This is a genomic window from Agrobacterium sp. 22-221-1 (genome assembly GCF_053522445.1).
In genome coordinates, this window is sequence record NZ_JBNWCL010000002.1 from 289,647 (window position 1) to 314,991 (window position 25,345).

Below are 25,345 nucleotides of genomic sequence, written 5' to 3' on the forward strand. Positions count from 1 at the left end.
TTGCGGCAGGAAAAACCGGCCTGACGACTTGCAAGGATTTTTGATGTTTCTGACCAACAAGGACATGCTCGATCTCATTGAGCTTCGCCATGATCTTCACCGTCATCCGGAAATTTCCGGCGAGGAGAAGGAAACGGCGCGGCGCATCCGCGCTTTCCTCGATCAGGCGCAGCCCGACCAGCTTTTCGCCGATCTCGGCGGCCACGGCGTGGCTGCGGTCTATGACAGCGGCAAAAGCGGCCCGGCGATCCTGATCCGTTCGGAACTCGATGCCCTGCCCATTCACGAAAAGAGTGACGCCGAACACCGCTCCGGCACCGACGGCAAGGGCCATCTTTGCGGCCACGACGGTCATTCCACCATCCTGACGGCGCTGGCGCTTGGCCTTTCCCGGCAGCGGCCCGCGACAGGCCGCGTCATCCTTCTGTACCAGCCGGCGGAAGAAACTGGCGCGGGCGCCGCCGCCGTCCTCGCCGACCGGCGTTTTGGGCAGATAAAGCCGGATTATTCCTTTTCGCTCCATAACCTGCCTGGCCTGCCTTTCGGCCATGTCAGCGTGGTGGAGGGACCGGTCAACTGCGCGTCGCGCGGCATCAAAATCCACCTTTCCGGCAAGACGGCGCATGCGTCTTCGCCCGAACACGGCATTTCCCCGATGCGGGCAATATCCCGGCTGATGCCGGCCTTGGCCGAACTGGGCTCCGGTTTCCCGCCAGAGCCCGATTTTTCGATGGTGACGATCACCCATGCCGTGATGGGCGAAGCCGCCTTCGGCATTTCCCCAGCCGATGCTGAAATCTGGGCGACACTCCGGACACTGACCGACGACCGGATGGAAAAACTCTGCGAGGCTGCGGAAACTCTGGCTAGAAAGGTGGCGGACGAACAGCAGTTGACGCTCGACATCACCTATGACGATATTTTCCTGCATTGCGAAAATGCGCCTGACGCGGTCGGGCATATCCGGCGAGCGCTGGACGAGGAGAAAATCTCCCACGGTTCGGAGGGTCTGCCCATGCGGGCTTCCGAGGATTTCGGCCGCTTTCGCGCCGTTTCGTCATCGGCGATGTTCTTTCTCGGCGCCGGTCGGGATTATCCCAACCTGCACAATCCGGACTACGACTTTCCGGATGCGTTGATCGGCATTGGCGCGCGCATCTTCATGCGCATCATCCGCAACCTCACCGACGCGAAATAGCAACGGCAGCGGCTATATCCAGCCGCGATCAGCCGCCCGTCAGCCGCCCTGGGGACCGTTGCTCGGCCGGGCGGCACGCACCGCAGCCAGCCCCCGGATGCCATCCTTGTTTCCGATAGCCGTCAGGCTTTCGAAAATCTGGGCGGCCTCACCATAACGGCGCATGGCGAGGTAGGAATAACCGCGCAGCACCATCAGGTCCGTGCGCTCATCCGCCAGCCGCGCCCGCTGGTCCAGCAGAAGAAGCGTTTCGGCATATCGCTTCGACCCGAACGCGGAAACCGCTCGATCGGCAAGGATCGAAACCTGCAGCTCCGTCGCGCGTGGGCGATCCATACGCGATTTCGTCGCCGAGACGGCTGCATGGTCCGTCAAGCCCATGCGCAGATAGGCAAGGCTCTGGCCGTAGGCTGCATCGCTTTTGACATTGGACTGACCGCTTTCAATTGCGGATTCGAAAGCTTTGAGAGCCTCCGCCGGCCGGTTCGTCTCCATCAGGCACCAGCCGAGATCGAGCGCCTGCTGTGGCGGCAGACGTTGCGGATCGGGATAGGCCGCGCAGGAACGCGGGCGCGATGCGGCGCTGGTTTCCCTTTGCACCTGCGCGGGGCGGCGCGCCTGCTTGCGCGAAGGCTCAGGCTGCTGGACGACAGGTGGGTTGTAGACCACCGCCGTCTCACCCTGCGGTGCACTGGTCTGCACGGGCGGCGCCGTCACCTGTGCGATAACCGGCGGCGCGGTTATGGGAGCAACCGCCTGCCCGGACTGGTCCACCATGCGCGCCGTTCCCACATCGGCGATACGTTGCGAACGGCCTCCCCATTGCTGCTGGATGCCACGCAGGCCGGCGAGATTGCGAAGATCGTGATAGCTGACCGCCATACCGTAGGCTGACGGCTCATCATCGGGTTTCCAGCCAAGGGCCGTACTGAACCATTGCAAAGCAAGCGGCGTCTGCCGGAAGGCAAGTGAGTACCAGCCGAATTGCTGCGCCGTCGCCGCATCCTTGCGCGCCACCGTTTCGGCGGCGATACGTTGCAGCACCTCCGGCGGCAGAACGACCGGCGGCTCCAGCGCGAGAAGATTGGCCGTTGCGGCGAGATATGTCGCAAGCGCATCGTCGGATGCCTTGCGCCATTTATACATGACGTCCTCGGCCTCACGCGGCTCGTTACGGTCAATCAGCGCCAGCGCCAGCCCCTGCGAGGCCGATGCGCTGTCTTCCTCTTCCCGCGCCTTGCGGAACCATTTTTCCGCCTCCGTCATGTTCTTCTGCCGGATATTGTACCAGCCGAGCAGGAGGGCGTCGCTTGCAAGCTTGTCGGTCTCGGCAAGCCGCTGAAGCCGCATTACATAGGCCGAAGGAACGGCAACGCCCTCTTTCTCCCCTGCCTTGGCCACGAACTGACGGGCAAGATCGTTCTTGACCGGTTCGAATTCCAGCTGACCGTCGGCGCCCGGTTTTTCCTTGGCCAGCAGTTCGTCCATCATTTCCGCCGGCAAAAGCGCGGATGCCTTCTGCACGGTGGCGAGCCTGTCGCTGGCGACCGTGCAATTGTTGAGGATGTAGAGATAGGCGTCGCGCGCCCGTCCCATCCGGTCGGTATTGGCGAAGGCATCGGCAACCCGCCACAGCACATCGACCTCGCCGCAGGTCAGCAGGCCGGGATTATTGGCGGCCGTATCCACCACTGTCGCATATTGCTTGAGATCGGAAGCATTGACGAGCCGCTGGCGCGCTTCGGCAAGGGCAAGCATGCCCGTCAGATTGTCGGGCGGCTGCCAGCCGGGCTCCGCCTGCTGGCGGTCGGCAATCGCCTTCCTCACTTCGGCATAACGGCCGTCGGTATAAAGTTGCCACATGGCGTCGAGCCGAGGATCGCCGTTTTCGGGAATGGCGAGAGGATCGGCAGGCGGCGTCCAGTTGGGATAAAGCGTGCGCAGGCGCGCGATTTCGGCCTGAAGACGCTGCGTATCGCCCCTCGCCGCGAAATAGCGCAACGCACTCAGATCGACCTCGGGCATATCGGCCGATGCAGGCTGGGTAGCACGGGGGGCCGGCGTCTGCGCCGTCTGTGTTTGCGGCGCCTGCCCGCCAGCCTGTGTCACCGGCAAGGGGTCGGTCGCCGGCACAGTGACCGGCGGTGTCGCGGGCTGCGTTACCTGCGCCATTTCACGGCTCTTGACGAAAGCGTTGATCTGCGCCGGATTGGCCGCCGTCGGCAAAACACGCTGTACCGCCCGGTTGTCGCCGACCGCCGAGGTATGCACGTCCGACACCCGCCCGAGAATGCTGTCGCGCCAGTGAAAGGCGGCGAGCGCTATCAGAAGCAGAATGAGAGCCGAGGTCGACAGTGGCTTGTTCATCGGCATTCCCCGTTATTCCTTGCCAGAAACGACAATGCCAGAAGATGCAATGTGGAAGGATAATAAAGTGTTGGCTGGAAGTTTTTAAGTTCGGCGGAAACGGCCGGCCCGCCGCCGATACAGGCCGCAAGCGCCGGAATGATGCGATAACCGGGATCGGACAGGACATCCTTGACCGCTCCGTTCTTCAGATCGAAGATTCCGGCAGCGCCGCTTTCCAGCGTCATGCCGCCTTTCAGCCGGGCGAGCAGCTCCGGCGAGCCCATATTCGCCCTTGCGAGGTAAAGCGGTATGCGCACCGCATTATAGCCGAATTCCGGCGGGAAGCCCGATGCCGGCTGCGGCTTCGTCTTCACCGATACCCAGTCGGCCGGCAGTTTTCTATCGCTGAAAGCGAATGTGCCGATCTGCGCCACACCGTCATCGGCAAGCGCTTTCCAAAGCGGCGATGGCGCAACAAGATCGAGCACCGGAAAGGCCTCGAAAATCAGATAGGAAGGATTGACCACTGGCCCATCCTCCCGGTCATCCTCGTCGAAACCGCTGGCCGCCGGCAGAAGCAGCGTTCGCCCGCCGCGTTGCACCACCGTCTTCTTGAGAATGGCGGATGCGATGGCCGCGGATGCTTCGGCATAATCCTGCCGGTTCCATTGCCCGGCCGCCAGCGCCAGCGCATAGGCGATCAGAATATCGCCATCCGTGGCGTTGTTGATATCGGTTACATGTGGTCTGGTGCGCGGATCCCATTTCCAGGCGGAAAGCCCGTCGTCACGCACCAAAAGTTCGGTGCGCGTGAAACTCCAGATCAGTTCGAAGTCGGACAGGTTGTCGGCAAGCACGGCAAGCCACATGCCATAGCCCTGGCCTTCGCTATGGCTGATATTGCCGTTGCCGGTATCGATGACGCGGCCGCCGGGATCGAGAAAAACGCCTTTATAGGCGGACCACGCCTCCGGCGAAACCGAAGCGGCGCGGCTGACGGAAATACCTGCAATCACCGTCATCATGGACAGGAAGAAAATGCCGGCCAGTTTCGAGATCCCGTTCTTCATCGATGCCGTCCCATCATGCGCAGCATCGTGAAAGTGGCGAGGCCGAGGAGAGATACGAAACCGATGAACGCCAGCGAATAGGAAAGAACGTTGGACGACAGCCAGTTGGCGGCGACCAGCCTCCAGTTGGAAAGGGAAAACGCCCGCGTGACGTAAAAATACGGTCGCTCCACCTCCACCGTTTCAAGCTTTTCGGCAGCGGCATCGTAAGCGGCAACACGTCCCGTGACGCCGCGCCAGCGGTTTTCCCGCGTCATCGCAGCCATGCCGTCAAGAAGTTCGGCGGACGTCGGCGCAGTGGCAAGCGTCCACACCCCTTCGCCGGAGGGGCTAAGTCCCTGGGCAATCATGAAGGAGACATTGCCTGGCGGCGCATAGAGCTGCTCGGCGGCCGGCAGGAAGCGCAGCGTATCCGAACTCAGGTCGAAATTCCGCTTCATCCATTCCTCGAGAGAAGACACCTGCCCCTCCCAGACACCGCCGTCCACCCGCTCGCGCCAGTCGTTGAAAAGGGTCTCGCTGCTCTGGGCGGGCGGCTGAACGCCGGTTCCCATTTTCCAGGATATCTGGCTCGAAGGAACGAGATTGAACTGGCCGATCAATGCCTGCGGGAATTGCGAAATCGTGCCGACGAACAGCGCGTCGCGATCGCCGATCACCAGCGGCGAGGCGACAGTCTCGATGTCGATGGGATGCCCCGCCACGCTTGCCAGCCGGCTGATAAGCGTGGCTGCCGCAGACATGGTGTCGGTGTCGAAACGGTCGAGCGACAGGGCAACAGGCGCTCCGCCGGTCCGATAGGGCTGTCCGGCCCCCGCCATAGCGGCAAGATCCGGCTTTCGGCCGATCTGCGCATAGTCCGGAATATGAAGTTCCGACGTGTCGAACAATGCAAAACGCGGCGTGGTGCTGGCGGGCGCGCCGGGGGCACAGGCCTGATCCTGCGCCGTCATCAACACTGCCTCGATGGTCACCTTGTTCGGCCCGGGCTTAAAATGACGCATCGTCACATTGATCGGCAGATGCCGGAAAATGCCGCCGCCATTGTTGGAAATCGGCACGGTCGAGGCGATCTGGTCATTGACGTAGATATCGACGTGGCTGCCCGGCAATACCTGCGACGAATAGGCGGCATCGAGGAGAAGCGACGCCTCACCATAGGCGGACGCATAAAAATCGGCTGGCATGCCGACGTAAAATTCGTTGCGGAAACGCCGGCCGCCAAATTCGGTGCTTTCGAAACCAAGTTCGGAAAGCGCGATACGGCGATCCGACATGACGAGCGGCACATCCGGCGCATGCCAGCTTCGGGTCGAAAAAGTCGTTCTCTGCGCACCGGGTGTGCGCGATATCGACGAAAACAGCGTCTCAATTGCCGCCTGCACCGCCTGCGGGGTGGGGCCGCTGACGAAAAGCGGTGAAAGACCGCCCGGCGCGGCGGCGCCAAAGCCGGCGAAAGCGCCCGCTGAAGCCTCGGGGGGCAGCGTTCCGGCGATGCCGGCAATCTCGCGGGCGGTGCCGACGAAGACCGTCAGTGTGCCCGCCTTGCGTTCAGCGGAAGGAGCCGCCACGAAACGGATCGTCTGGTTCGGCATCTGGGTTCTGAGCGCCAGCGCCTGTGAAAGACGCAGGAGGGAATCCGCAAATGCCGGATTGCCGAGCGCCGGTGCGACAATCTCGATCGATGTCATCGCCTTGCCATCCGGCCCGGTTGCCTGAATATCGTCGATATTGGCAAAGCTTCCGGCGACATCCGCATTAAAGCCGATATAGGTATTGGCAGGGTCTATATCGGTCCACAGATCGTAGGTGGACTGGATCGTGCAATCGGTCCTGTGGCGCTGCTGCACGCCCAGTCTCACGACATTGGAGCCGACCTGCAAGACGCCGGGCGGGATCTTCAAGGAGACATTGCCCTCGCTGTCGGGCGCTTCGATACGCGCCGGATCCAGCGCGACATTGTTCAGGCTGACCTGAAAATTCGAGCTTTCCGGCGCAACCACGATAGCGTTCTGATAACCGATATTGAGCGAAACGGCGGCGCTCACCTGCTCCGGCGTCAGATAGATGCTCCATTGCCGCCTGTCCATCTCCCCGGAAAGGCTGAGCTTTTCATAGGGCAGGATGTATCGGCGGCGGCTGTCGGCGTTGAGCGACGGAGCCGTTGCCGGAAGAGGTCTTGCGCCGTCCTGACGCGGAGGAGCCGCAACCGGCGGCGGCAACGGAACGACTGGGCGCCGTTGCGGCTGCGGCGCGGGCTGAACCGCAAATGGCGGCGGGACGGATGGCTGAGACGGCGTCTGGACCGGCGCCTGGGCCGGAATTTGGACCGGCATCTGGGCAGGTGGCTGCTGACGCGGCGCGGCAGGCGCAACGGCGGACGGCGGCACGGGTGTCGGAGCCGTCTGGGCGGGCCGTTCCGGCGACATGTCGAAGGGGGAGGACTGCGCCATCGCCCCCGTGGCGACGGCCCCCCATATCAACATTGCCAGAGAATCCCGGATGGGTTTACGGCCGGTCATTTTACCGCTCCGACAGGTTTGGCGTCTCTGGGAGCAGGCCGAAGCGTTCGGACCAGATAATAAAGGCCGCGCTGCGTCTGAAAGAGCGATATGGCCAGAAAGATGGCCGTACCACGGATAAGGCCGGGGTTCTTGCGGCGCACCCGCTGGAATTCGCTCCACTGTTCCGAATTGGCGAAGATCAGGTCCGCGATCAGGCGGTGATCGACAGCGCGTTGCGGCGAGAAGGTACAGCCGATCGACACGAAACCCTCGCCCTTCACCGTTCGCACCACGTTGACAGGCATGGTTTCCGGCACGCCCTCGCTGTGCGGCTTGACCTTGACGATTGCCGTCGCGCCTTTTTCGATGTTTGTCGCGCTGTCGAAGAGATTGATCAGCAGGCCATGCACCGAGACGTTATCGATGGAAGCCGGCACCCAGGCGTCGCTACCCTCGAGCTTGACTTCGCAACGCCGTTTGACTGTGATGCGCCGCGACGCCGACTTGTCGCCGCGCTCGGAGACGACACCGAGCGCACAGCCCGCAAAGATGAGATTGAGCAGGTTCCAGCCGCCCACCACGAGCGTGACATCCGCCTTGTAAGGCTCGCTGTAGATGCGCCAGGCGGCAAAGGCCATCGCCACCAGCAGCAGCGCGAAAATGACGAAGAACGGCCGGCTGATTTCTGAAAGCCGCGCCTCGGCAATGGATTCATCCTTCGCCGTCACCTTGAAGGTGGGCTTGCCGGGATTGAAAATCACCGAAACGACGGCGGGCAGGAGGTGAACCGTCTGCACATATTCGTAAAGTTCCGAAATCCATGGCCAGCGGAAACTGCCATAGAGATAGTTCTGCATCATCAGGTTCACGAGCATATAGGCCGCCGTATAGGCCAAAAACTCGCCGCCCGAGGCCACGAAAATCTGCAGGTCGAAGAACAGGTAGAACAGCGGTGCGAACAGGAAGATGGTGCGCGGGAACGGAAACAGCCAGAACAGCGTCGACGACATGTAGCAGAGGCGCTGCGTAAACGAGAGACCGCGCCGGAAAAGGGGCTGGCGGAAGATCAGTATCTGCATCATACCCTGCGCCCAGCGGCTGCGCTGGCCGATGAAGCTTGCGAAGGTGGCCGGCTGCAACCCGGCGATCAACGGCTTGTCGACATAGATGCTGTTCCAGCCGCGCGAATGCAGCGCCAGCGCCGTTTCGCAATCTTCCGTGATGCTGACGCCGCTGAAACCTTCGGTATCCTGCAACGCCTCGCGCCGCAGCACGGCGGCCGAGCCGCAGAAGAAGGCACCGTTCCACTTGTCGAGGCCGCGCTGGATGATGCCGTAAAACATCTCGTTTTCGCTCGGCATCGTCTCGAAGGTGCGCAGATTGCGCTCGATGGGATCGGGATTGACGAAGAAATGCGGCGTCTGCACCAGAAAGAGCCGCGGGTCCTCTTCGAAATAGCCAACCGTTTCCAGAAGGAAGTCGCGGGCGGGCGCGTGGTCGGCGTCGAACACGGTCACGAGCTCGCCGGTCGAATGGGCAAGCCCGTTATTGAGATTTCCGGCCTTGGCGTGGACGTTGCGCTCGCGCGTCAGATAACGCACGTCGAGGTCCTCGCAGAGCTTCTTCAACTCCTCGTGACGGCGCTGCGCCGCCTGCGCCTCGACAATATTGCTGGCGTTGCGCTTCTGCACCGAGCCGCCATCGTCCAGCAGCCAGACGGTGAACCGGTCGGCCGGATAATCCATGTTCTTGGCCGCTGCGAGCGTATTGGCGAGAAGCTCCGCATCCTCGTTATAGCTCGGCACGAAGACGTCGACCGTCGGCCGGTAATCGGGTGAACCGGGCCTCGTCTTGCGCGACGGCAGCGGCATCGACACGATGACGAGGCTGAGCGCCAGCATCACGACGCTGTACATTTCCGCCAGATAAAGCAGAAAGCCGGGAATAAAGTTCTCGAGCTGGTTGACGGGCGGCAGCGTGCTGGTGGTGCGCCAGTAGACATAGCGCAGCACGATGGCCGTGCCGAAACCGAGCGCTACCAGACGCCAGGCCCCCTGCCCATTGAAGCTCTTGATCGTCGCCAGCAGAATGAGCGAAATCGCCGTGGCGACCAGATGCGTCTGCAGGCTGACCGGCATCGTGACGATGGCCAGAACGCAAAGCGACACAAGTAACCAGACAATGATTGTGATGGCCTTGCTCATCCAGAAACTTTCCGTTGTCTTCCCCACCCGGAATTTCGGCCCGGAATTTTTGCGATCTGCGCCTTGGCGTGCTCTTTCCCGCTGGTTCCGGCGATCACCTGCATCCTGACGCCACCCCCGAACCGGACAGACATGCGGGTGACGGAATGGATACCTGAGGGACCTGCGACGGTTGCCCGCCGCTAGCCGCCGGCACAGCATCCAGGCGCCTGCCCGCCACCGTGGGCCTTGCAGGCTGGAGGGGTGCGCCAGCCGATGCGGGCGACGGGATACTGACTGCAGCAACGGGTGGAAGCGGCTGCGGTTCCGGCTGGGCGGGCGGTGCAACGGCAGCCGTGCGACGAACGGGCCGGGGCGGCACGCTCGCGGTCACCTCGCCGCCGGGCCGCATTGGCACCTCATCCGCTTTTATGGGATAGACCGGATGGCCCGGCCGTCCGAGATTTTTATCCACCGCCTGCGGCGTGCCGTAAGGGTTCCAGCTGGGCGAGGCATAGGTGCCGGTGATTGTGTAATTATACATAACCGCCAGCAGCCGCTCGACGCTGGCGCCCGACTGGCAAAGGCGCAGCCGCACCTTGATGCGTCCGAGATTGCGGAAATCCTGCCGCATGCTTTCCGGCGAGCGTATGTCCTGCCAGCCATAAAGGCAGGTATCGTCGCCACGGCCGCTGCCGGCGGCATAGGAGAACGCGCCATAACCGTTCTGCAGGTAATTTGCCGACATGGCGATGTTTTCGCCCGGAAACTCGGCGCGGATTTCCCGCGCGACGGAAGATGCCCTGAAACCCGAAAAAGCCAGGGCGTCGCCACCGGTATCGCCGGCCTGTTGCGGACCGAAAAACTCCGCCTTGATGTAATTCTGCCCGGGCGTAGCGGCCTCGGAGCGCAAGATGACCTGCTGCGCCACGGCGTTGGAATAGGTGCGGTTGACCACGGTCACGATTTCGGGGCCACCGGGCGGCGGGAAAACCAGCGCCTCGGAAGGGGACAGCATCTGGGGTCCCCCGAAGGACCGAACGCCCGCGGGAGTATTGCAGCCCGACAGAACCGCAATGGAGAACAGCAATGAAGTATAGGCAGAAAAATTCACTGCCTTACGCCCCTTTATTTCCCCAACGCCGCCCAGGTTAAAAGGAGACCGAATCACTAATGACCAGACCATTGTTACGAAATACGTGAGGACTACGAATAAGCAATCTCAAATTTGCGTTGTAATTTCTGACACTTTATGGCTAGCGAATCACCATTGCCGCCCGATGTTCGCCATGGAAGAAGGTGGAACCAATCGCGCTGCCGGGGGTTGGCTTCCTGTCAGGTCGATAATTTTACGGTTGCAGCGCAATATGTCCCATGGTCTACTTGCCCCCATAATGACGTATTTTTATTGGTCCGCTTTTTATTCAACTGTAAAAACAGAGAGTTGACGCATGACATTGCCATTTCCGAGCATCGCGCAGACGCTTGCCGAAGAGATCGGAAGATTACGCAAATGGCTGGATGAGGACGCCCTGCCCCTGTGGTGGGAGGCGGGTTCGGCGCGGCCGGATGGCGGCTTTTACGAACGTCTCGGCCAGGATGCGAAACCGGTTTTTTCCGATGACCGCCGCGCCCGCGTGCAGCCGCGCCAGGCCTATTGTTTCGCCGCCGCCGGCCAGCACGGCTGGCAGGGGCCGTGGAAAGACGCGCTCCTGCAAGGGCTTTCCTGGTTCGAAAAGGTCTATCGCCTTGAAAACGGCCTTTACGGCAACCTTGCCGACCAGACCGGCCGGCTGATCGATCCCTCCTTCGATCTCTACAATCAGGCCTTTGCGCTGTTTGCCGCCGCACAGGCGGCCGAGAGCCTTCCCGAGCGCCGGGACGAGATGCGCGGCCGGGCGCTGGATATCCTTGCCATCCTAGAACGCGACTACAAACATCCAGTCGCCGGCTTCGAGGAAGCGAACCCGCCGCGCACGCCGCTCTGCTCCAATCCGCACATGCATCTCTTCGAGGCGATGCTGGCCTGGGAGGTGCAGGACCCGGACGGCCCGTGGTCGGCGCTGGCCGACGAGATCGCCGATCTTGCGCTTAACCGCTTCATCGATGGCGGCAATGGCGGCTTGCGCGAATTCTTCGCCCATGACTGGACACCGCATGACAGCGACAAAGGCCGGATCATGGAGCCGGGCCACCAGTTCGAATGGGCCTGGCTTCTGGTGCGCTGGGGCAGCCTGCGTGGAAACGATGATGCGATCGGCAAGGCAAAACGGCTGTTCGAGATCGGCGAGGCCTACGGCATCTGCCCGCGCCGCAAGGTGGCGGTGATGAGCCTCTACGACGATTTTTCGGTGCATGACGGGCTGGCGCGGTTATGGCCGCAGACGGAATGGCTGAAGGCTTCGGTGCGGCTTGCGAGCGTCACAAGCGGCGAGGAGCGTCAGCGTTACCTCGCCTCCGGTCTCAGCGCCATCGGCGCGCTGCAGCCTTTCCTCGACACGCCGGTCAAGGGCCTGTGGTTCGACAAATGGCCGGCCGACAGGCCGATGCTCGACGAACCGGCGCCGGCAAGCACGTTTTATCACATCGTCTGCGCCATATATGAAGCCGAGGCTGTGCTGGCGACGGCCAGCTAATATCGGACCGCCGGCGAGCGGCATCGCCGCTCGCCGGTTTTCGGCGTCGATCAGGCCTTGGCCGGGCGCACGACGCGCCAGTCCGGTCTGCCGAGATTGTGCGGCCAGGCATGAACATCCTTGTCGTTGAAATAGACGACCTCTTCCAGCTTCGGAAAATCCGCCTGTTTCAGCGTCACATCATTCATCCACGGACGAACATAGGAATCGCCGCCTTCATAACCCAGTTCGGCAACCCAGACCGGCTTGTTGAAGGTTTCGACAAGTCCATAGCCCTTGCGCAGCAGATCTGTGAAGGTCTTCGGTCCGCCATATTCGATCTTGTCGTATTCCTCGAGACCGAAGACCGAGAGGCCGACCAGATCGGCGTAGCTGTCACCTGGGTAGTAGGCCTGCAGACCGTCCAAACCTTTCGGTGACCACATCACCTTGACGCTGGGAACCGCCTTGCGGGTCATGTCCACCATGCGTTTATACGCCGTGATGTAGTCACGCGGGTTCCAGCCCGACCACGAGAAGCGGCCGGACGTGTCTTCCATTTCCTGTCCCCAGCGCAGGATCAGCGGACTTTTCATCGCCGACATGCGTGCGGCGATCGCCTGCATGTTCTGGTCATAGTCGCCTCTCATCACCTTGCGGCGCAACTCGTCGGAGGTGAGCCGCCAATTAACGTCCCAGGACCAGGGTTCTACCGTGATCAGCACGTTGCGCTTGCGCTCCAGAGCGTAGGCATCCGCAAGTGCGAGACTGTCGAGATCCACGTCTTCCCAGGGCAGGAACAGATGTTCCGACGCCACCCCGATCTGGGCCGTGAAATCGCCGTGCGGATCGTAGGCACCGAAACGGATGCCGTCCGCATGCAATGTCGGTCTTTTGTCGGCAAGTGTCTTCATGCCCGTCGACGTCATAGGGGCGACACCCTGTGCGTCGAGCTTGAGCACCGGATACATGCCGGCGGTAAAGGCTGCGGCGGCACCACCTGCGAACAGAAGTTTTCTTCTTGTTATCTGCATGACACCTTACTCCCTACCTTGTTGCCGTCATCGCCTTGTCGTAAGCGGCGATCTGCGGCGTGACATCGTCCTTGCGGACGAGCTTGAGGAATTCATCGCCAGGGCGTGGCGGGTTGTGCCGGAACACGTACCATGGCCCGCCCTGCTTGCGCTGGTAGAGCACCTTGCCTATGCGGCCATGGTCGAAGCAGGTATCGGCCTTGCCGTTTCCTGCCGCGCTTTTCCAGGTGGCGCGCATGCACAGGGTGCCGTTGGCATCGACGGTCCAGCGGCCTTCACCGATGGACTTCTTGCCCTTTTCTTCCGTTGCGGCGATGAATTTGCGGTCTTGGGCGATGAAGCGTCCACCGCCCGTTTCCCATTTCCAGGTCTTGTCGAAGTACATGTCCACGACTTCGCTGGTTCTGAGCGGTTTCGGCGTCTTCGTGCCGCCTGCAGCGTGGACCGCGCTTGGCACGACCACCGCAAGACAGAGTACGAAAGCGGAGAATCCGCATTTGCTTATTGTTGTTTTCATCACAGCCTCCTCCTTCATTGTCCGACCCTATTGTCGGCCAGCATGATCTCTCCGGTCGCCACCGCCGGCGGCGGCGCCACGATGGGTTCCGCCTGCATTTCCTGCGGTCCGCGCAGTCCCGGTACGGTAATGCGCAGTTTCAGACGCACCGATCTCGCACCTTCCACGCCCGCCCCGGCGACCGTGAACCGCGTTTCGGTAAAACTGACATAGGACTGCCCGTGCGACAGGGCCTCCAGCCCGCCGATCGCATGGGAGCTGAGCTGTACGGCACTGCCCGCCACCAGCAGCAACGAACAGGCGGCGGCGGTCGCTCCCCCGCGCAATGCCGGCAGCTTTGGCAAGCCGTTTTCCATCGCATGGCGGATGAGCAGAAATACCGAAAGGCCCGCATAGATCGCCACATTGATGGCGGCGAAGACGAAGAAGCCCTCCGCCCCGTTTTCCCGCGGCGCCAGAACCATGGCCACGAGGCTGAGCGCCGCCAGAAGAATGTAAGGCGCGACAACCCTCAGCGGCAGCGGCGGTTTTGCCTGCGTGCCCTTGGGGGTGATGCGGAAATCGACGAAATCGCCACGGATCGTGTCACGTATCGCCGCCAGCACGCCCATCAGCGACCAGGGCCAGCGCAGGAACAGAAATACCATGGCCTCCCAGCTGAAGAGCTTCGCATCATGCGGGCGGAATGCACCCGTTGATCGCCAGAAGAAGGCAAACACGATCATGATCAGCGAAACCGGCAGGAAATGCGCCAGAAACGCCGGATAGGATGCGTTGACCAGCACATCGCCGCGTATCAGCGCAACGGCGGGAAGCACGAACATCAGCGCCATGAAGCCCGAGAACAGCGGATACCAGAGCTGCGAAAACAGGAACTGGAACTTCAGCCGCGGCGGCAGCTTCGGCACGTAGTGCCTTGAATATTGCAGCAGAATGGTCATCAGGCTGCGCGACCACTGGAATTCCTGCACGATGAGGTCGGCAAAGGTCACCGGCCCGTCGCCATGGGCGATGGCGTTGACGGCGTGAACGCCGCGCCAGCCGCCGGCGTTCATCAGAAGCGTGGTGGAATGATCCTCGGCAAGCTCCGGCCCAAGGCCGCCGACTTCCCGCAGGGCTTTCGTGCGCACGGCATAATGCGAGCCGATGCAGAGAGGCGCCCAGCCATTATTGTAACCCAGTTGCAGCGCGCCATGCAGGCTCGCCTCGGCATAAAGCCTGCCGCGCGCGGCCCAGCTTTCACCGGCATTGGCGTCGCAGATGCTCGGGGCCGAAACATATCCAACCTTCGGATCGGCAAAGGGACGGACGATCTCGCGCAGATAATCCGGTTCCGGCACATGATCCGCATCGAACTGGGCGACGAAATCATAACGCTCGTAGCCGTAGTGATCGTAGAAATAAGCGAGATTGCCTTCCTTGCAGCGTGTGCGCCGCGGCCAGGTCTTGCGATGATACTCCGCAACCCCCTGTCGGGTGGAAACGAAAACGCCGTGCGCGCCACACCATTTCAGCGTTTCCGCATCCGGAGCCTCATCCGCGAGCCAGACGTCGAATTCCAGGCCCTTCTGTTCGAGCATGGCCAGCAGCGTCTTCTGCACCACCGCGAAAGGTTCCGACGGCGCCTTGGTGACGACCATCGCCACCCTGCCCCGTGGCAGAGGGGAGCGCCGGTCGACAACCTTCGCGTTCAGAAAGATGAAGATGAAATAGGATGGCAGAAGCGTGATCCACGCGAGCGTCATCGTAACGACGGTATAATAGGGCCAGTCGATGACGCGATCGCGATCGAGCCACCAGATCCAGAAATAAGCGAGCGTCACCAGCCAGCCGCCAATGCCGAGAAGATAAGCCGTGCGGTTCCAGCCGGCAAAGACCGGCAGCATCCGCAAATCGCTGGCGACTGCGACTGCCCGGGCCGATGGAACGGAAGGGGTGGAATGGGCTTTCATGACCGCACCTCCAGTCCGAAACCGGGACCTGCCGTCCGGATGATGGTGTCGATATCCGAACGCTTCGGGATAAAGCCGAGCGTCTCTTCCGCACGTTTGATATCCGCAAACAGGGCTGGCGGATCGCCGGCGCGCCTTGCGCCGAAATGGACCGGAACTTCCTGCCCCGTTACGCGGTGGATCGCCCGGATGATATCGCCGACCGATGTACCGTGGCCGGAACCGAGATTGACGCGCAGCGTCTCTCCGCCCTCGGCAAGATAATTGACGGCAGCCACATGGGCATCGGCCAGATCGCTGACATGGATGTAATCGCGAATGCAGGTGCCGTCGCTGGTGTCGTAATCCGCCCCGAAGACATCCAGTTGCGGCAGCCTTGCGGCAGCCGCCATCAATGCCCGCGGGATCAGATGGGTTTCAGGCTCATGGCGCTCGTAAAGCTCACCGTCCGGGTCGGCCCCGGCGGCATTGAAATAACGCAGCGCCACGAAACGCAGACCGTAGGCAGCGGCATAATCATCGAGCGCCATTTCGAAGATCAGCTTCGTGCGCCCGTAAGGATTGACGGGCATTTGCGCCGTTTCCTCACGAATGGGCAATTGCGGCGGCACGCCATAGGTGGCGCAGCTGGAAGAAAACACCAGCCCGCCGATATTCTGGTCGAGACAGGCATCCAGCAGCGCAAGACTGCCGCCGACGTTGTTGCGGTAATATTTGCGCGGATCCTCGACGGACTCACCGACATAGGCGTTGGCGGCGCAATGGATGACGAAGGCCGGCGAAAACTCTTTCAGCGTGGCTTTCAAAAGACCACGATCCAGAATATCGCCCTCGATGAAGGGACCCCAGCGAACCGAATCCGCGTGACCCGTCGAGAGATTGTCGTAAGCGATGGGCTTGAAGCCGGATTGGGCCAGCGCCTTGCAGATGTGGCTGCCTATGAATCCGGCCCCGCCCGTGACGAGGATTGTGCGGGGCATCTCATACGGCCTCCGCCACAGTCTTGCCGGCCAGCAATGCATCGAAATAGACGATGGTTTTTTCCAGGCCGATTTCGAGCGGCACGCGCGGCTGCCATCTCAACAGTTCCTTTGCCCGCGAAATATCGGGGCGGCGCTGCTGCGGATCGTCGATCGCGGCGGGCAGATGCACGATGCGCGAACGGGAACCCGTCATGCGGATAACGATATCGGCGAGCTGCCGCACCGGAATTTCGCTCGGGTTGCCGAGATTGATAGGCCCGGTGCAATCCTTCGGCTTGGCCGAGAAGCGCAGGAAACCGTCGATCAGGTCATCGACATAGCAGAAGGAACGGGTCTGGCTGCCATCGCCGTAAATGGTGATGTCGGCGCCCTTCAGAGCCTGGACGATGAAGTTCGAAACCACACGTCCATCATCGGGTCGCATGCGCGGCCCATAGGTGTTGAAGATGCGTCCCACCTTTATATCGACACCGAAGCTACGGTGATAATCGAAAAACAGCGTTTCGGCGCTGCGTTTCCCTTCATCGTAACAAGCTCGCGGCCCGATTGTATTTACATTGCCGAAATAGGTTTCCGGCTGCGGATTGACGTGCGGATCGCCATAGACTTCCGATGTCGATGACTGCACTACGGTTGCACCGCATCTGCGTGCCACTTCCAGTACATTGACCGCACCCAGGACATTGGTGAGCAGCGTACCGACCGGATCGCGCTGATAGTCTGGCGGCGAAGCCGGCGAGGCGAAATTGAAGATCAGCGAGACATCGATGTCATAGGGTTTGCGCACATCGTGCTCAACCAGCAAAAACCGCTTATTCTCCCGCAAATGCGCCACATTCGCGGTGCGTCCGGTCGAAAGATCGTCGAGACAGATCACCTCGTGACCGCAGCTCAACAGGCGCTCGCAAAGATGGGAACCGAGAAAACCGGCGCCGCCATTGACGAGAACGCGTTGGCCAGGTCTCCATTCGGAGTAGATGGTGACGCCGTTGTCGTGGTCGTTGGGAACGAAATTACGCATTACACAATCCTCCCCATGAGGAATCAGCGCAGCTGATTCACCTAAACTGGATCAAACTCCCGATTGTACGATATCTTGAATATCATCCTCCGGTTTTTACTTCTTCTGGAGGTTTAATATTTCGATCGGATAAATTTCAACTTTCATGATAGGCGCAGCAGAAAACAGGTCAACTTCATTTTATCAAAATATTACAATTGATTACCCAAAATTACTCAAAATAGCCCCTTGATTTAATACTTTTTAACTATGCCTCTATTATGCCTTTCTTATTGAGCATTAGCGCAAGCTTCGCTCAACCAGTCGGGGCTATCCTGGTTTTGTAAGGCTCGGTCCACCGGGAACAAAACCGCCCGGCGAGATGCGACAGACAGTCGATTTCAGGGGACACACATGACGAATGAAATGCCTTATTCCCATAGCGGCAAAGCAGCCCGCCATTGTCGCTTCGCGCTTGTTGCCGCAGCACTAGTAACTTTCACCTTCGCGACGGCTTCATGCTCCGTGGTCGAAGACGCCGTTCTCATCAAAACCGCGTCGGCCAATACCGCCACGACCAAGAGCCGGGTCGTTCCGGCGAAGGCGTCCTACGGTTATCAAAAAACCGGCAACGCGGCCGTTACGCTTGTTGCCGATGCCTCGGGCACACCCGCGGTATCGCGGCAGTCCTACTCGGGCTCCTCTCCCTATATCTGCTCACCGAGCGGATTCGGGCAGAAATCCCGCTGCTTCCTGAGGCCCTGAGCCTCCTGGAGAAATACCGGAGGGAACTGGCGTCCGGACGGCTCTAGCCGCCCTGACGCTCAGTTCTTCCAGCCGCCGGAGAACGTCGTGTCTTCATCTTTGTTGAAGAAGCGCGACGCCGCCTCCGTGCGGTTGCGCACGTTCATTTTCTTATAGATATTGCGAACGTGAACCTTGACGGTGTTCTCGGACAGATGCAGCCGATCAGCGATGATCTTGTTTTGCGTTCCCTTGCAAAGCAGGTCGAGGATTTGCACCTCGCGAGTCGTCAGCGCCGCCACGTCGCTCCTGCTTGCGGCAAGGGCATCGGCGCGGTTGGCGATCACGGCATTGCTTTGAACGCTCTTGCTGTTGACGGAAGGCGAATAGGGCGTGAGCTTGCCGAGAAGAGCAGCAGGAAAATGTTCCCCGCCCTTCATGAGCAGATCCACAGCCGCCATGAAGACATCGAGCCTGAGGTTGAGCGGCAGCACGCCATCGATGACGCGCATTCCCACCAGCCTCTTCAGCGGCTCCTCGAATTTATCGATGGTTTCGACGACGAGCGCGATCGGCGCATCGGGATGTTTTTCCCGAACCTCCGAAAGAACGGCATGAAGACGATCCCCCGACATCCGGTAAGGCAAAACCAGCCGTACATTATTACCGTAGTCGTCCTCGATGCCTGCCGACGACCTTACGCTCACCACCGCGAATGTGGGGAACTTTTTGCCCAGCGCCTCCATGAGGCACTCGGAAAACAGGTCCGGATCCGCTATGACCAATAAAGTTCCATTTATAGGAGCAACGGCGTTTTTTTGTTTTGCCGCATAATCTGACGTTCCCATGAACATTGACGCCTCCCTCAAGCGCTTACGCATTACTTTCTTTTGGTTGTGCAGTCTGTTGTCCGCCGGCTATCTTTCCCCTGAATACTTGGGGGCGATTCTCCGCTTTAGGCCATGTCAACTATCATTAATTACCCGTTAATTAACACACGCTAATACGAAAAGCTGTGTAAATAAATGGCCCAAACGGGTTATTTTTTACAATTGACATACAAAATAGGTTACGCCGAGATAGAATCATTCATTCTGTAACCGCTGCAAAAACAATCACATCGGAAAAGCTTTCGCTGTGGTTTTGCCTTCCGGGAAAATATAACTTTTAGTTGATATCCCTTTACATAGCTCGCCGGCGAAGCACGCTGGAGCCTGTTCCTTTTCGGGATAAAGGCCCTTTTCCACCGAAATAAACCATGTTTCTCGAAAAAGCCGCCCTGCCCGGACGAAGCGCCGTTTTTTTAAGACCAAACCGGCCAAACGACCCGCCGGACAACCGCCTGAGACATATATATTCGGGTAAAGCGCCGATATGTTTAGCCCGAATTGATATCTAGGAAGCGCGATTTTTCTGCGGCACAGTCTGACCGTCGCTGAACGGCGGCCGATGGAAAGACACCTCCGGCCTTGACGTGTGTTTGAAAAACGCCGGTCCCTTTTCAAGAAAACATGCAAGCGAAAAGACGAAGCCACCGCGCTCCCCTTATGGAGCGAGGAACGGATTTGTGCGCCGTTTTACCGAGTAGCGCACAAGGGCTGAACGAAAAGAGCCCGATCACGGGCCACTACCGAACCGCAGATGATGCGTACCGAGTGCATCTGCAAAACATCAATCTTCATGCTACCCGGGGCAAGCGCGAAAAAATCCCGTTTGAGATGAGAGGGATTTCGAAAGCTGCTCCGAGCTTTTTCGGAGGAAATCGAAATGGGTTATGATCACAAGGCATCCGGCAGCGACGACGATATCACCAAGATCGGCGCGCTTTCCGATGGTTTCGCCAACACGTCGACCAATGACGCCAAGGTGGAAGACAGCAACGTCGGCACCGCAAACGGTGAAAACCGCAACAACGACAACAGCGACAACAGCACCAATGTGGATGTTGACGCCAAGATCGATGTTGAAGCCAATAACGGTGACAATCGCGACAACGACTATGACTGGAGCTATGACAGCAAGTCCTATAGCGACAACGACACGACCACCAAGACCAGCACCGAAACCAATACCGATATCAAGGTCGACTACGACTGGAGCTATGAAAGCAAGTCGTACAGCGACAACGACACCGATGTGAAAACGATCACGGATACGGACACAAAGACGTCCAACTATTCCGACAACGACACCTCCACCAAGACCACGACGACCTCCGACAGCTTCAACTCCGCAGACAGTTTCTACAAGTCGGATGACGACTTCGGCAACATCACGGGCGTCAAGGATGTCGGCAATCTCGGCATCGCCGGCGGAGACCTCACCTTCAATCTGGGTGACGACTTCTCCTTCACTCTCGATGTCGACAATATCCTCAACGGCTCGCTCAACGGCGATGGCAACGACACCGGCTTCAGCATGGTGCAGGCCAACCACCTGGCGGATCAGGATGAGGCCTACGACATCAAGATGCAGAATGGCGGTGCGGAAAACCACCTGAGCGCCAATGCCGGTGACGCCTTCGGCGCCGAAGGCATCGACGGCAAGGGATGGGACCTCAAGGCCGGCGACGACGCAGCAGGTACCAGCACTGCGGATGCATCGGCAATCCTTGCAAATTCCGGCTTCCATCTGGAACTGGTGCAGGGCGCCAACATGCTCTCCAACGCAGTTGATGTCACGATCACAGGCGGTAACTCGCATGTGTCTGATGTCGGTGAGGATCACTCCTGATAACCACCTCTTGACGAAAAGAGCTGCACCGGCACCCGCCGGTGCAGTTCGCGGTTGAAGGACCGGGGTTGCGTAAAACGAAGCACCGCCTCCAGGACGTGTGCCCTCCGCAGCCTTAAGGCTCTGCCGCGATGATCAGGGAGGGACCTCCAATGCATATCGACAAGATTTCGGACATGATTGCGCATTTCATCGGCCTGTTCGACACGGTGATCGAGGAAGCGCGCCTGAGGACCAACTACAGCGAAGGCCCGGCGCATTCCGATCCGGACCGTTTGCCGGACGATGAAGCCGCAAAGCTGCTCGACAAGAACTATGACGTTCCGCTCAAGGACTACGATCCCGGCGTCAACTACCGCGCCGGCTATTATGATTTCGATTATCTGCAGCCGCATTTCGCGCGCATGGTCGAACACGACATGCAGCGGCTCGCAGATGCCATCCCTGTCGATATTTCCGGCGTCAATTTCCGTTTTCCCGGCCGGCTTTCCTTTGAGGAGGAATATGAGCTGGTGGTTCACACCGGTCCCGGTTCGGTCATCGCGCATGTGGCGCAGGTCAATATTCTTCAGGACGACGACTATCTGAACATGACGGACGGCCCCTATGTGTGGCGCGACACCAGCTTCGTCACAGAGCGCACCGTCGAGTTCTACAATGAAGCGTCCGTCTTCACGCCTTTCGCCGGTTTCCAGCGCACCGACAGTTACGACGCCCTGCAGGCGCTCGCCAAATCCGCGCACGACTATATCGACCATGCCCGCGAAAACGACGTGACGTCGCTCGGCACCGGTGCGGATCAGGATTTCGTTCTGGCCGGCAACAACATCGACGGGCTTTACATCAATGGCTCGATAGCCAGCGAAAAGCCGATGCTCGACGACTACATGCCCGATCGCGGTATCGCCAAGCCGGCGGAAGAGCCGGAAAAGAGCGATGTTTCGCTGCATGAGGACAGCCCTGCCGGCAACAGCCTCGACGTCGCCGCAGGCGCCAATGTCGTCGCCAACATCGCCACGCTGGTCAATACCGGCGTCATGACGTCGGTAACCGCCGTCATGGGCGACTATCACCAGATCGACGCGATCACCCAGGCCTATATCTATAGCGACCGGGACGAGATCGACTCCGTTTTCACACGGTCGGAAGATCAGGCGGCGACGGCAGCCTTCAATATCGCCAGCTTCGAGCGCAGCGTCTATCCGGGCGCGGAAAACACGGAGAACAGCAGCCAGGAAAACGGCGAACCGCCGATATTTCCGACCGCCTGGCGCGTCAGCGTGCTGGAAGGCGACGTTTCGTTCGTGCACTGGATCGAGCAATACCAGTTCGTCAGCGACAACGACACGATGACGATAACGACCTCGGGCGCAACCGTCAGCCTGCTGACTGGCGGCAACGCCGCGCTCAACATTGCGAATTTCCTCGGCATCGGCATGCAATACGATCTGATCATCGTCGGCGGCAATGTGCTGGACATGAACATCATCAGCCAGATCGCCGTGCTCTACGACAATGACTGGGCGCGCGCCAATCCCGATGCGCCGGACGGCGCCACCATCCAGTCCGGCAACAACCTGCTGTGGAACGACGCCGCCATTCACAATGTCGGCAGCAACGATCGTTTCGAAACCATGCCGGACTATATGATCCAGACGGTCAACGCCATCAACGAGCGCGATCCCAACATGCCGGATGCGCTTGCCCATGACGTCAATTTCGCCGGCTATGAGGGTCTGAACGTCCTCTATATCACCGGCAATCTCTACGATGTCAGCATCATAAAACAGGTAAGCGTCCTGGGCGATTCCGACGATGTGACGCAGGCCGCCGCCAAGGTTCTCGAAAATAACGAGGACGCCACCGTCCACATCGATACCGGCAGCAACGCCGTGGTCAATCTGGCGCAGATCGTCGACTACGACAGCTTCGGCTCCACCACCTATGTCGCCGGCGGCGTTTACTCCGATGCCATACTGATACAGGGCGGCATCATCGAAAACGACACGTCGCAACCCCAGCAAGGCCAACTGGCGAACGAGGTCATCGCCTTTCTTCACGACGATCCCGCCACCATCGAAAACGAATCCAATGGCGTCATCAATGCCGGTCACGACCTGTCATGGTCGAATGCCCATCCGGCCGACGTCATGCAGACGGTCGTTGCGTAACCTCTGGCAGGCGGGGCTGCAAACGCACCCCGCCGCAGCCAGAACCGCAAACACCGCTAGATCACCGAGGGGACCGATATAAAATGGATCATATTTCTAGAAAAACCATTGCCGATGGACGCTCGCTGGACTTGCCGCTGGATCAGGATGCGGAAGACAGCAAACTGACGGACGCCTGTATTTCAGCAATCAATGAAGCCGTCGAAAACCTGCGCCAATTATCCGGCGCGGAACAGACGGCAAAAGAAGTTTCCTCCCCTGCACAGACCGCCCCCCCACAAGTTCTCTCCCAACCGCATGCAAAAACGGAGCAGACGGAACAGTTGCGGGATGTTCCCCCGGAAAGGCCGGCACCTCAACGGGACCGGCAACCTGCCTCCCCGCCGGAACCGCAGGCCAAGATCGACAATGCCGACCTGCCTTTCGTCAAGACCATCGACAATAATGACGGACCGATCCGTGAAAACGAACGCCGGCCAGTGACGGGCGGCGGCGGCAAGGAGCCGACGGACAATGGTGGCGGCGGTGGTGGCGGCGGCGGTGGTGGAAGCCAGAGCGGTTTTCACAAACGCAGCGAGCCGATCAATTTCGCCGCAAGCCTTGCCAAGGGCATCGCCGCCGTGCGGCGCAACATGGTGGTGGTGATGCTGTTCACGGTCGCCATCAATGTCCTGCTGCTCGCCATCCCGCTTTATCTGTTCCAGATTTCCGACCGGGTGCTGACCAGCCGCTCGATGGATACGCTGGTGATGCTGACGGTCGCCGTCCTTGGCGCGGTTCTGCTGCAGGCCTTCATGGACGCCATCCGCCGCTTCATCCTGATGCGCACCGCCGTCGAACTCGAGGTGCAGCTTGGCGCGCCGATCCTGTCCGCCGCCGCCCGCGCCTCCCTGCATGGCAGCGGCAAGGACTACCAGACCTTGCAGGATCTGCAGCAATTGCGCTCCTTCCTCACCTCCGGCACGCTTATCGCCTTTCTCGATGCGCCGCTGATGCCGCTTTTCATCGTGGTGGTCTATCTCGTCCATCCGCATCTCGGCATCATCATCATGGTCTGCTGCGTCGTGCTGTTCGGCATCGCCTGGCTGAACCAGCGCTTCACCGCAAGACAGTTCTCCGAGGCTTCCGGTTATTTGAGCCGCGCCAATTTCCACCTCGATTCCATGTCGCGCAATTCGCAGATCATCAATGCGCTCGCCATGATCCCCGAAGCGGTGAAGATGTGGGGCCGCGAGACCGCCGGCTCGCTGAAATCGCATGTGGCGGCGCAGGATCGCAACATCATGTTCTCCGGCGTTTCCAAGGCGGCGCGCATGATTACCCAGGTGGCGCTGCTCGGCTGGGGCGCGCATCTGTCGCTATCCGGCGAACTGACCGGGGGCATGGTGATTGCAGCCTCCATCATTTCCGGCCGCGCACTGGCGCCCATCGAAGGCGCGATAGAAGGCTGGCACCAGTTCAACAAATCTGCCGCCTCCTATGGCCGCATCAAGCAGCTTCTCATCAATTCGCCGCTGAACTTCCCGCGTCTGCGCCTTCCCAATCCGGAAGGGCGTCTCGATGTGGAGCGCATCCTCTTCGTGCCGCCGCCGCAGAAAAAGGTGATTTTGAACGGCATTTCCTTTTCGCTGAAAAAGGGGGAGTCGCTCGCCATCATCGGCAATTCCGGCTCCGGCAAGACGACGCTCGGCAAGATGCTGGTCGGCTCCATCCTGCCCACATCAGGCAATGTGCGCCTCGATCTCATGGATCTGCGCAACTGGGACCAGCGACAATTCGGTGAAAGCATCGGTTATCTGCCGCAGGACGTGCAGCTTTTCCCCGGCACCATCAAGGCCAATATCTGCCGCATGCGCGACGATATCGAGGACCGGCAGATTTACGAGGCAGCGGTGCTGGCCGATGTGCATGAGCTGATCGCCGGTTTCCCGCAGGGTTATGAAACCGTGGTCGCAGCCGATGGCGCACCGCTTTCCGGCGGCCAGAAACAGCGCATCGCGCTTGCCCGCGCCTTTTTCGGCGATCCGAAATTCGTGGTGCTGGATGAGCCCAACTCCAATCTGGATACGCAGGGCGAACAGGCGCTGGCCAAGGCGCTGCTGCATGCCAAAAGACAGGGCATCACTACCGTCACCATCACCCAGCGGCCGGCACTGCTTCAATGCGTCGACAAGATCATGGTGCTGAAGGACGGATCGGTCGCCATGTTCGGCGAAAGAATGGACGTGCTGAAGGCGCTTTCCGGCAATGGCCGCCAGGCCAACCAGTCCCCGCAGATCGAGGGTTGAGAAC

Annotated in this window: 17 protein-coding genes; 6 read left to right on the forward strand and 11 right to left on the reverse strand. The window is 60.1% G+C overall.

The window, feature by feature from the left end; translation table 11 throughout:
- Positions 1–43 precede the first annotated feature (43 nt).
- On the forward strand, positions 44–1,198 hold the full coding sequence (locus tag ACQZ5N_RS04835) for an amidohydrolase (protein ID WP_448732264.1): 1,155 nt from the start codon (positions 44–46) through the stop codon (positions 1,196–1,198).
- A 39-nt stretch (positions 1,199–1,237) separates the two neighbouring features.
- Here the strand turns inward: ACQZ5N_RS04835 and ACQZ5N_RS04840 are convergent, their stop codons facing one another.
- The 5 genes from ACQZ5N_RS04840 to bcsN form a co-directional block, all read right to left on the reverse strand.
- Positions 1,238–3,571 (reverse strand): cellulose synthase, encoded by a 2,334-nt coding sequence (locus tag ACQZ5N_RS04840; RefSeq protein WP_448732265.1) that lies wholly within the window; start codon positions 3,569–3,571, stop codon positions 1,238–1,240.
- Positions 3,562–4,617, reverse strand: a complete 1,056-nt coding sequence (locus tag ACQZ5N_RS04845; protein ID WP_448732266.1) for a glycosyl hydrolase family 8 — start codon at positions 4,615–4,617, stop codon at positions 3,562–3,564. The genes ACQZ5N_RS04840 and ACQZ5N_RS04845 overlap by 10 nt, the downstream gene beginning before the upstream one ends.
- Positions 4,614–7,139, reverse strand: coding sequence for a cellulose biosynthesis cyclic di-GMP-binding regulatory protein BcsB (locus tag ACQZ5N_RS04850; protein WP_448732267.1), 2,526 nt, complete (start codon positions 7,137–7,139; stop codon positions 4,614–4,616). The genes ACQZ5N_RS04845 and ACQZ5N_RS04850 overlap by 4 nt, the downstream gene beginning before the upstream one ends.
- The gene (gene bcsA / locus ACQZ5N_RS04855) at positions 7,136–9,325 is read right to left on the reverse strand and encodes a UDP-forming cellulose synthase catalytic subunit (RefSeq protein ID WP_448732268.1); all 2,190 of its coding nucleotides are present in this window, start codon (positions 9,323–9,325) and stop codon (positions 7,136–7,138) included. The genes ACQZ5N_RS04850 and bcsA overlap by 4 nt, the downstream gene beginning before the upstream one ends.
- A gap of 94 nt (positions 9,326–9,419) precedes the next feature.
- Positions 9,420–10,322 carry a cellulose biosynthesis protein BcsN gene (bcsN, locus tag ACQZ5N_RS04860; RefSeq protein WP_448732269.1) on the reverse strand — a complete coding sequence of 301 codons (903 nt, stop codon included), beginning with the start codon at positions 10,320–10,322 and terminating at the stop codon, positions 9,420–9,422.
- A 433-nt stretch (positions 10,323–10,755) separates the two neighbouring features.
- On the opposite strand from bcsN, the gene ACQZ5N_RS04865 reads away from it, so the two are divergent.
- Positions 10,756–11,940, forward strand: coding sequence for an AGE family epimerase/isomerase (locus tag ACQZ5N_RS04865; protein ID WP_448732270.1), 1,185 nt, complete (start codon positions 10,756–10,758; stop codon positions 11,938–11,940).
- A 50-nt stretch (positions 11,941–11,990) separates the two neighbouring features.
- Here ACQZ5N_RS04865 and ACQZ5N_RS04870 read toward each other — a convergent pair whose 3' ends face one another.
- Genes ACQZ5N_RS04870 through ACQZ5N_RS04890 form a run of 5 tightly spaced genes read right to left on the reverse strand, consistent with a single transcriptional unit; the run spans position 11,991 to position 17,426 of the window.
- Positions 11,991–12,953, reverse strand: a complete 963-nt coding sequence (locus ACQZ5N_RS04870) for a glycoside hydrolase family 26 protein (protein ID WP_448732271.1) — start codon at positions 12,951–12,953, stop codon at positions 11,991–11,993.
- Between the two features lie 13 nt (positions 12,954–12,966).
- Positions 12,967–13,470 (reverse strand): DUF995 domain-containing protein, encoded by a 504-nt coding sequence (locus ACQZ5N_RS04875; RefSeq protein WP_003523821.1) that lies wholly within the window; start codon positions 13,468–13,470, stop codon positions 12,967–12,969.
- A gap of 14 nt (positions 13,471–13,484) precedes the next feature.
- Positions 13,485–15,422: a glycosyltransferase family 2 protein gene (locus ACQZ5N_RS04880; RefSeq protein WP_448732272.1), complete on the reverse strand. Its 1,938-nt coding sequence runs from the start codon at positions 15,420–15,422 to the stop codon at positions 13,485–13,487.
- Positions 15,419–16,402: a UDP-glucose 4-epimerase GalE gene (gene galE, locus ACQZ5N_RS04885; RefSeq protein WP_020811999.1), complete on the reverse strand. Its 984-nt coding sequence runs from the start codon at positions 16,400–16,402 to the stop codon at positions 15,419–15,421. Before galE ends, ACQZ5N_RS04880 begins: the two co-directional genes overlap by 4 nt.
- A gap of 1 nt (position 16,403) precedes the next feature.
- The gene (locus tag ACQZ5N_RS04890) at positions 16,404–17,426 is read right to left on the reverse strand and encodes a UDP-glucuronic acid decarboxylase family protein (RefSeq protein WP_425646369.1); all 1,023 of its coding nucleotides are present in this window, start codon (positions 17,424–17,426) and stop codon (positions 16,404–16,406) included.
- 393 nt (positions 17,427–17,819) lie between these two features.
- Here ACQZ5N_RS04890 and ACQZ5N_RS04895 point away from each other — a divergent pair, with 393 nt between their 5' ends.
- Positions 17,820–18,170, forward strand: coding sequence for a hypothetical protein (locus ACQZ5N_RS04895; RefSeq protein ID WP_035262291.1), 351 nt, complete (start codon positions 17,820–17,822; stop codon positions 18,168–18,170).
- A gap of 59 nt (positions 18,171–18,229) precedes the next feature.
- Here ACQZ5N_RS04895 and ACQZ5N_RS04900 read toward each other — a convergent pair whose 3' ends face one another.
- Positions 18,230–19,003: a helix-turn-helix domain-containing protein gene (locus tag ACQZ5N_RS04900; RefSeq protein ID WP_035262289.1), complete on the reverse strand. Its 774-nt coding sequence runs from the start codon at positions 19,001–19,003 to the stop codon at positions 18,230–18,232.
- Positions 19,004–19,916: 913 nt separating this feature from the next.
- On the opposite strand from ACQZ5N_RS04900, the gene ACQZ5N_RS04905 reads away from it, so the two are divergent.
- The 3 genes from ACQZ5N_RS04905 (at position 19,917) to ACQZ5N_RS04915 (ending at position 25,341) form a co-directional block, all read left to right on the forward strand.
- Complete coding sequence (locus ACQZ5N_RS04905) at positions 19,917–20,882, forward strand: fibrinogen-binding protein (protein ID WP_448732273.1); 966 nt, start codon at positions 19,917–19,919, stop codon at positions 20,880–20,882.
- Between the two features lie 152 nt (positions 20,883–21,034).
- Complete coding sequence (locus ACQZ5N_RS04910; RefSeq protein ID WP_448732274.1) at positions 21,035–23,053, forward strand: hypothetical protein; 2,019 nt, start codon at positions 21,035–21,037, stop codon at positions 23,051–23,053.
- A gap of 83 nt (positions 23,054–23,136) precedes the next feature.
- Positions 23,137–25,341 (forward strand): type I secretion system permease/ATPase, encoded by a 2,205-nt coding sequence (locus ACQZ5N_RS04915; RefSeq protein WP_448732275.1) that lies wholly within the window; start codon positions 23,137–23,139, stop codon positions 25,339–25,341.
- The last annotated feature ends 4 nt before the right edge of the window (positions 25,342–25,345 follow it).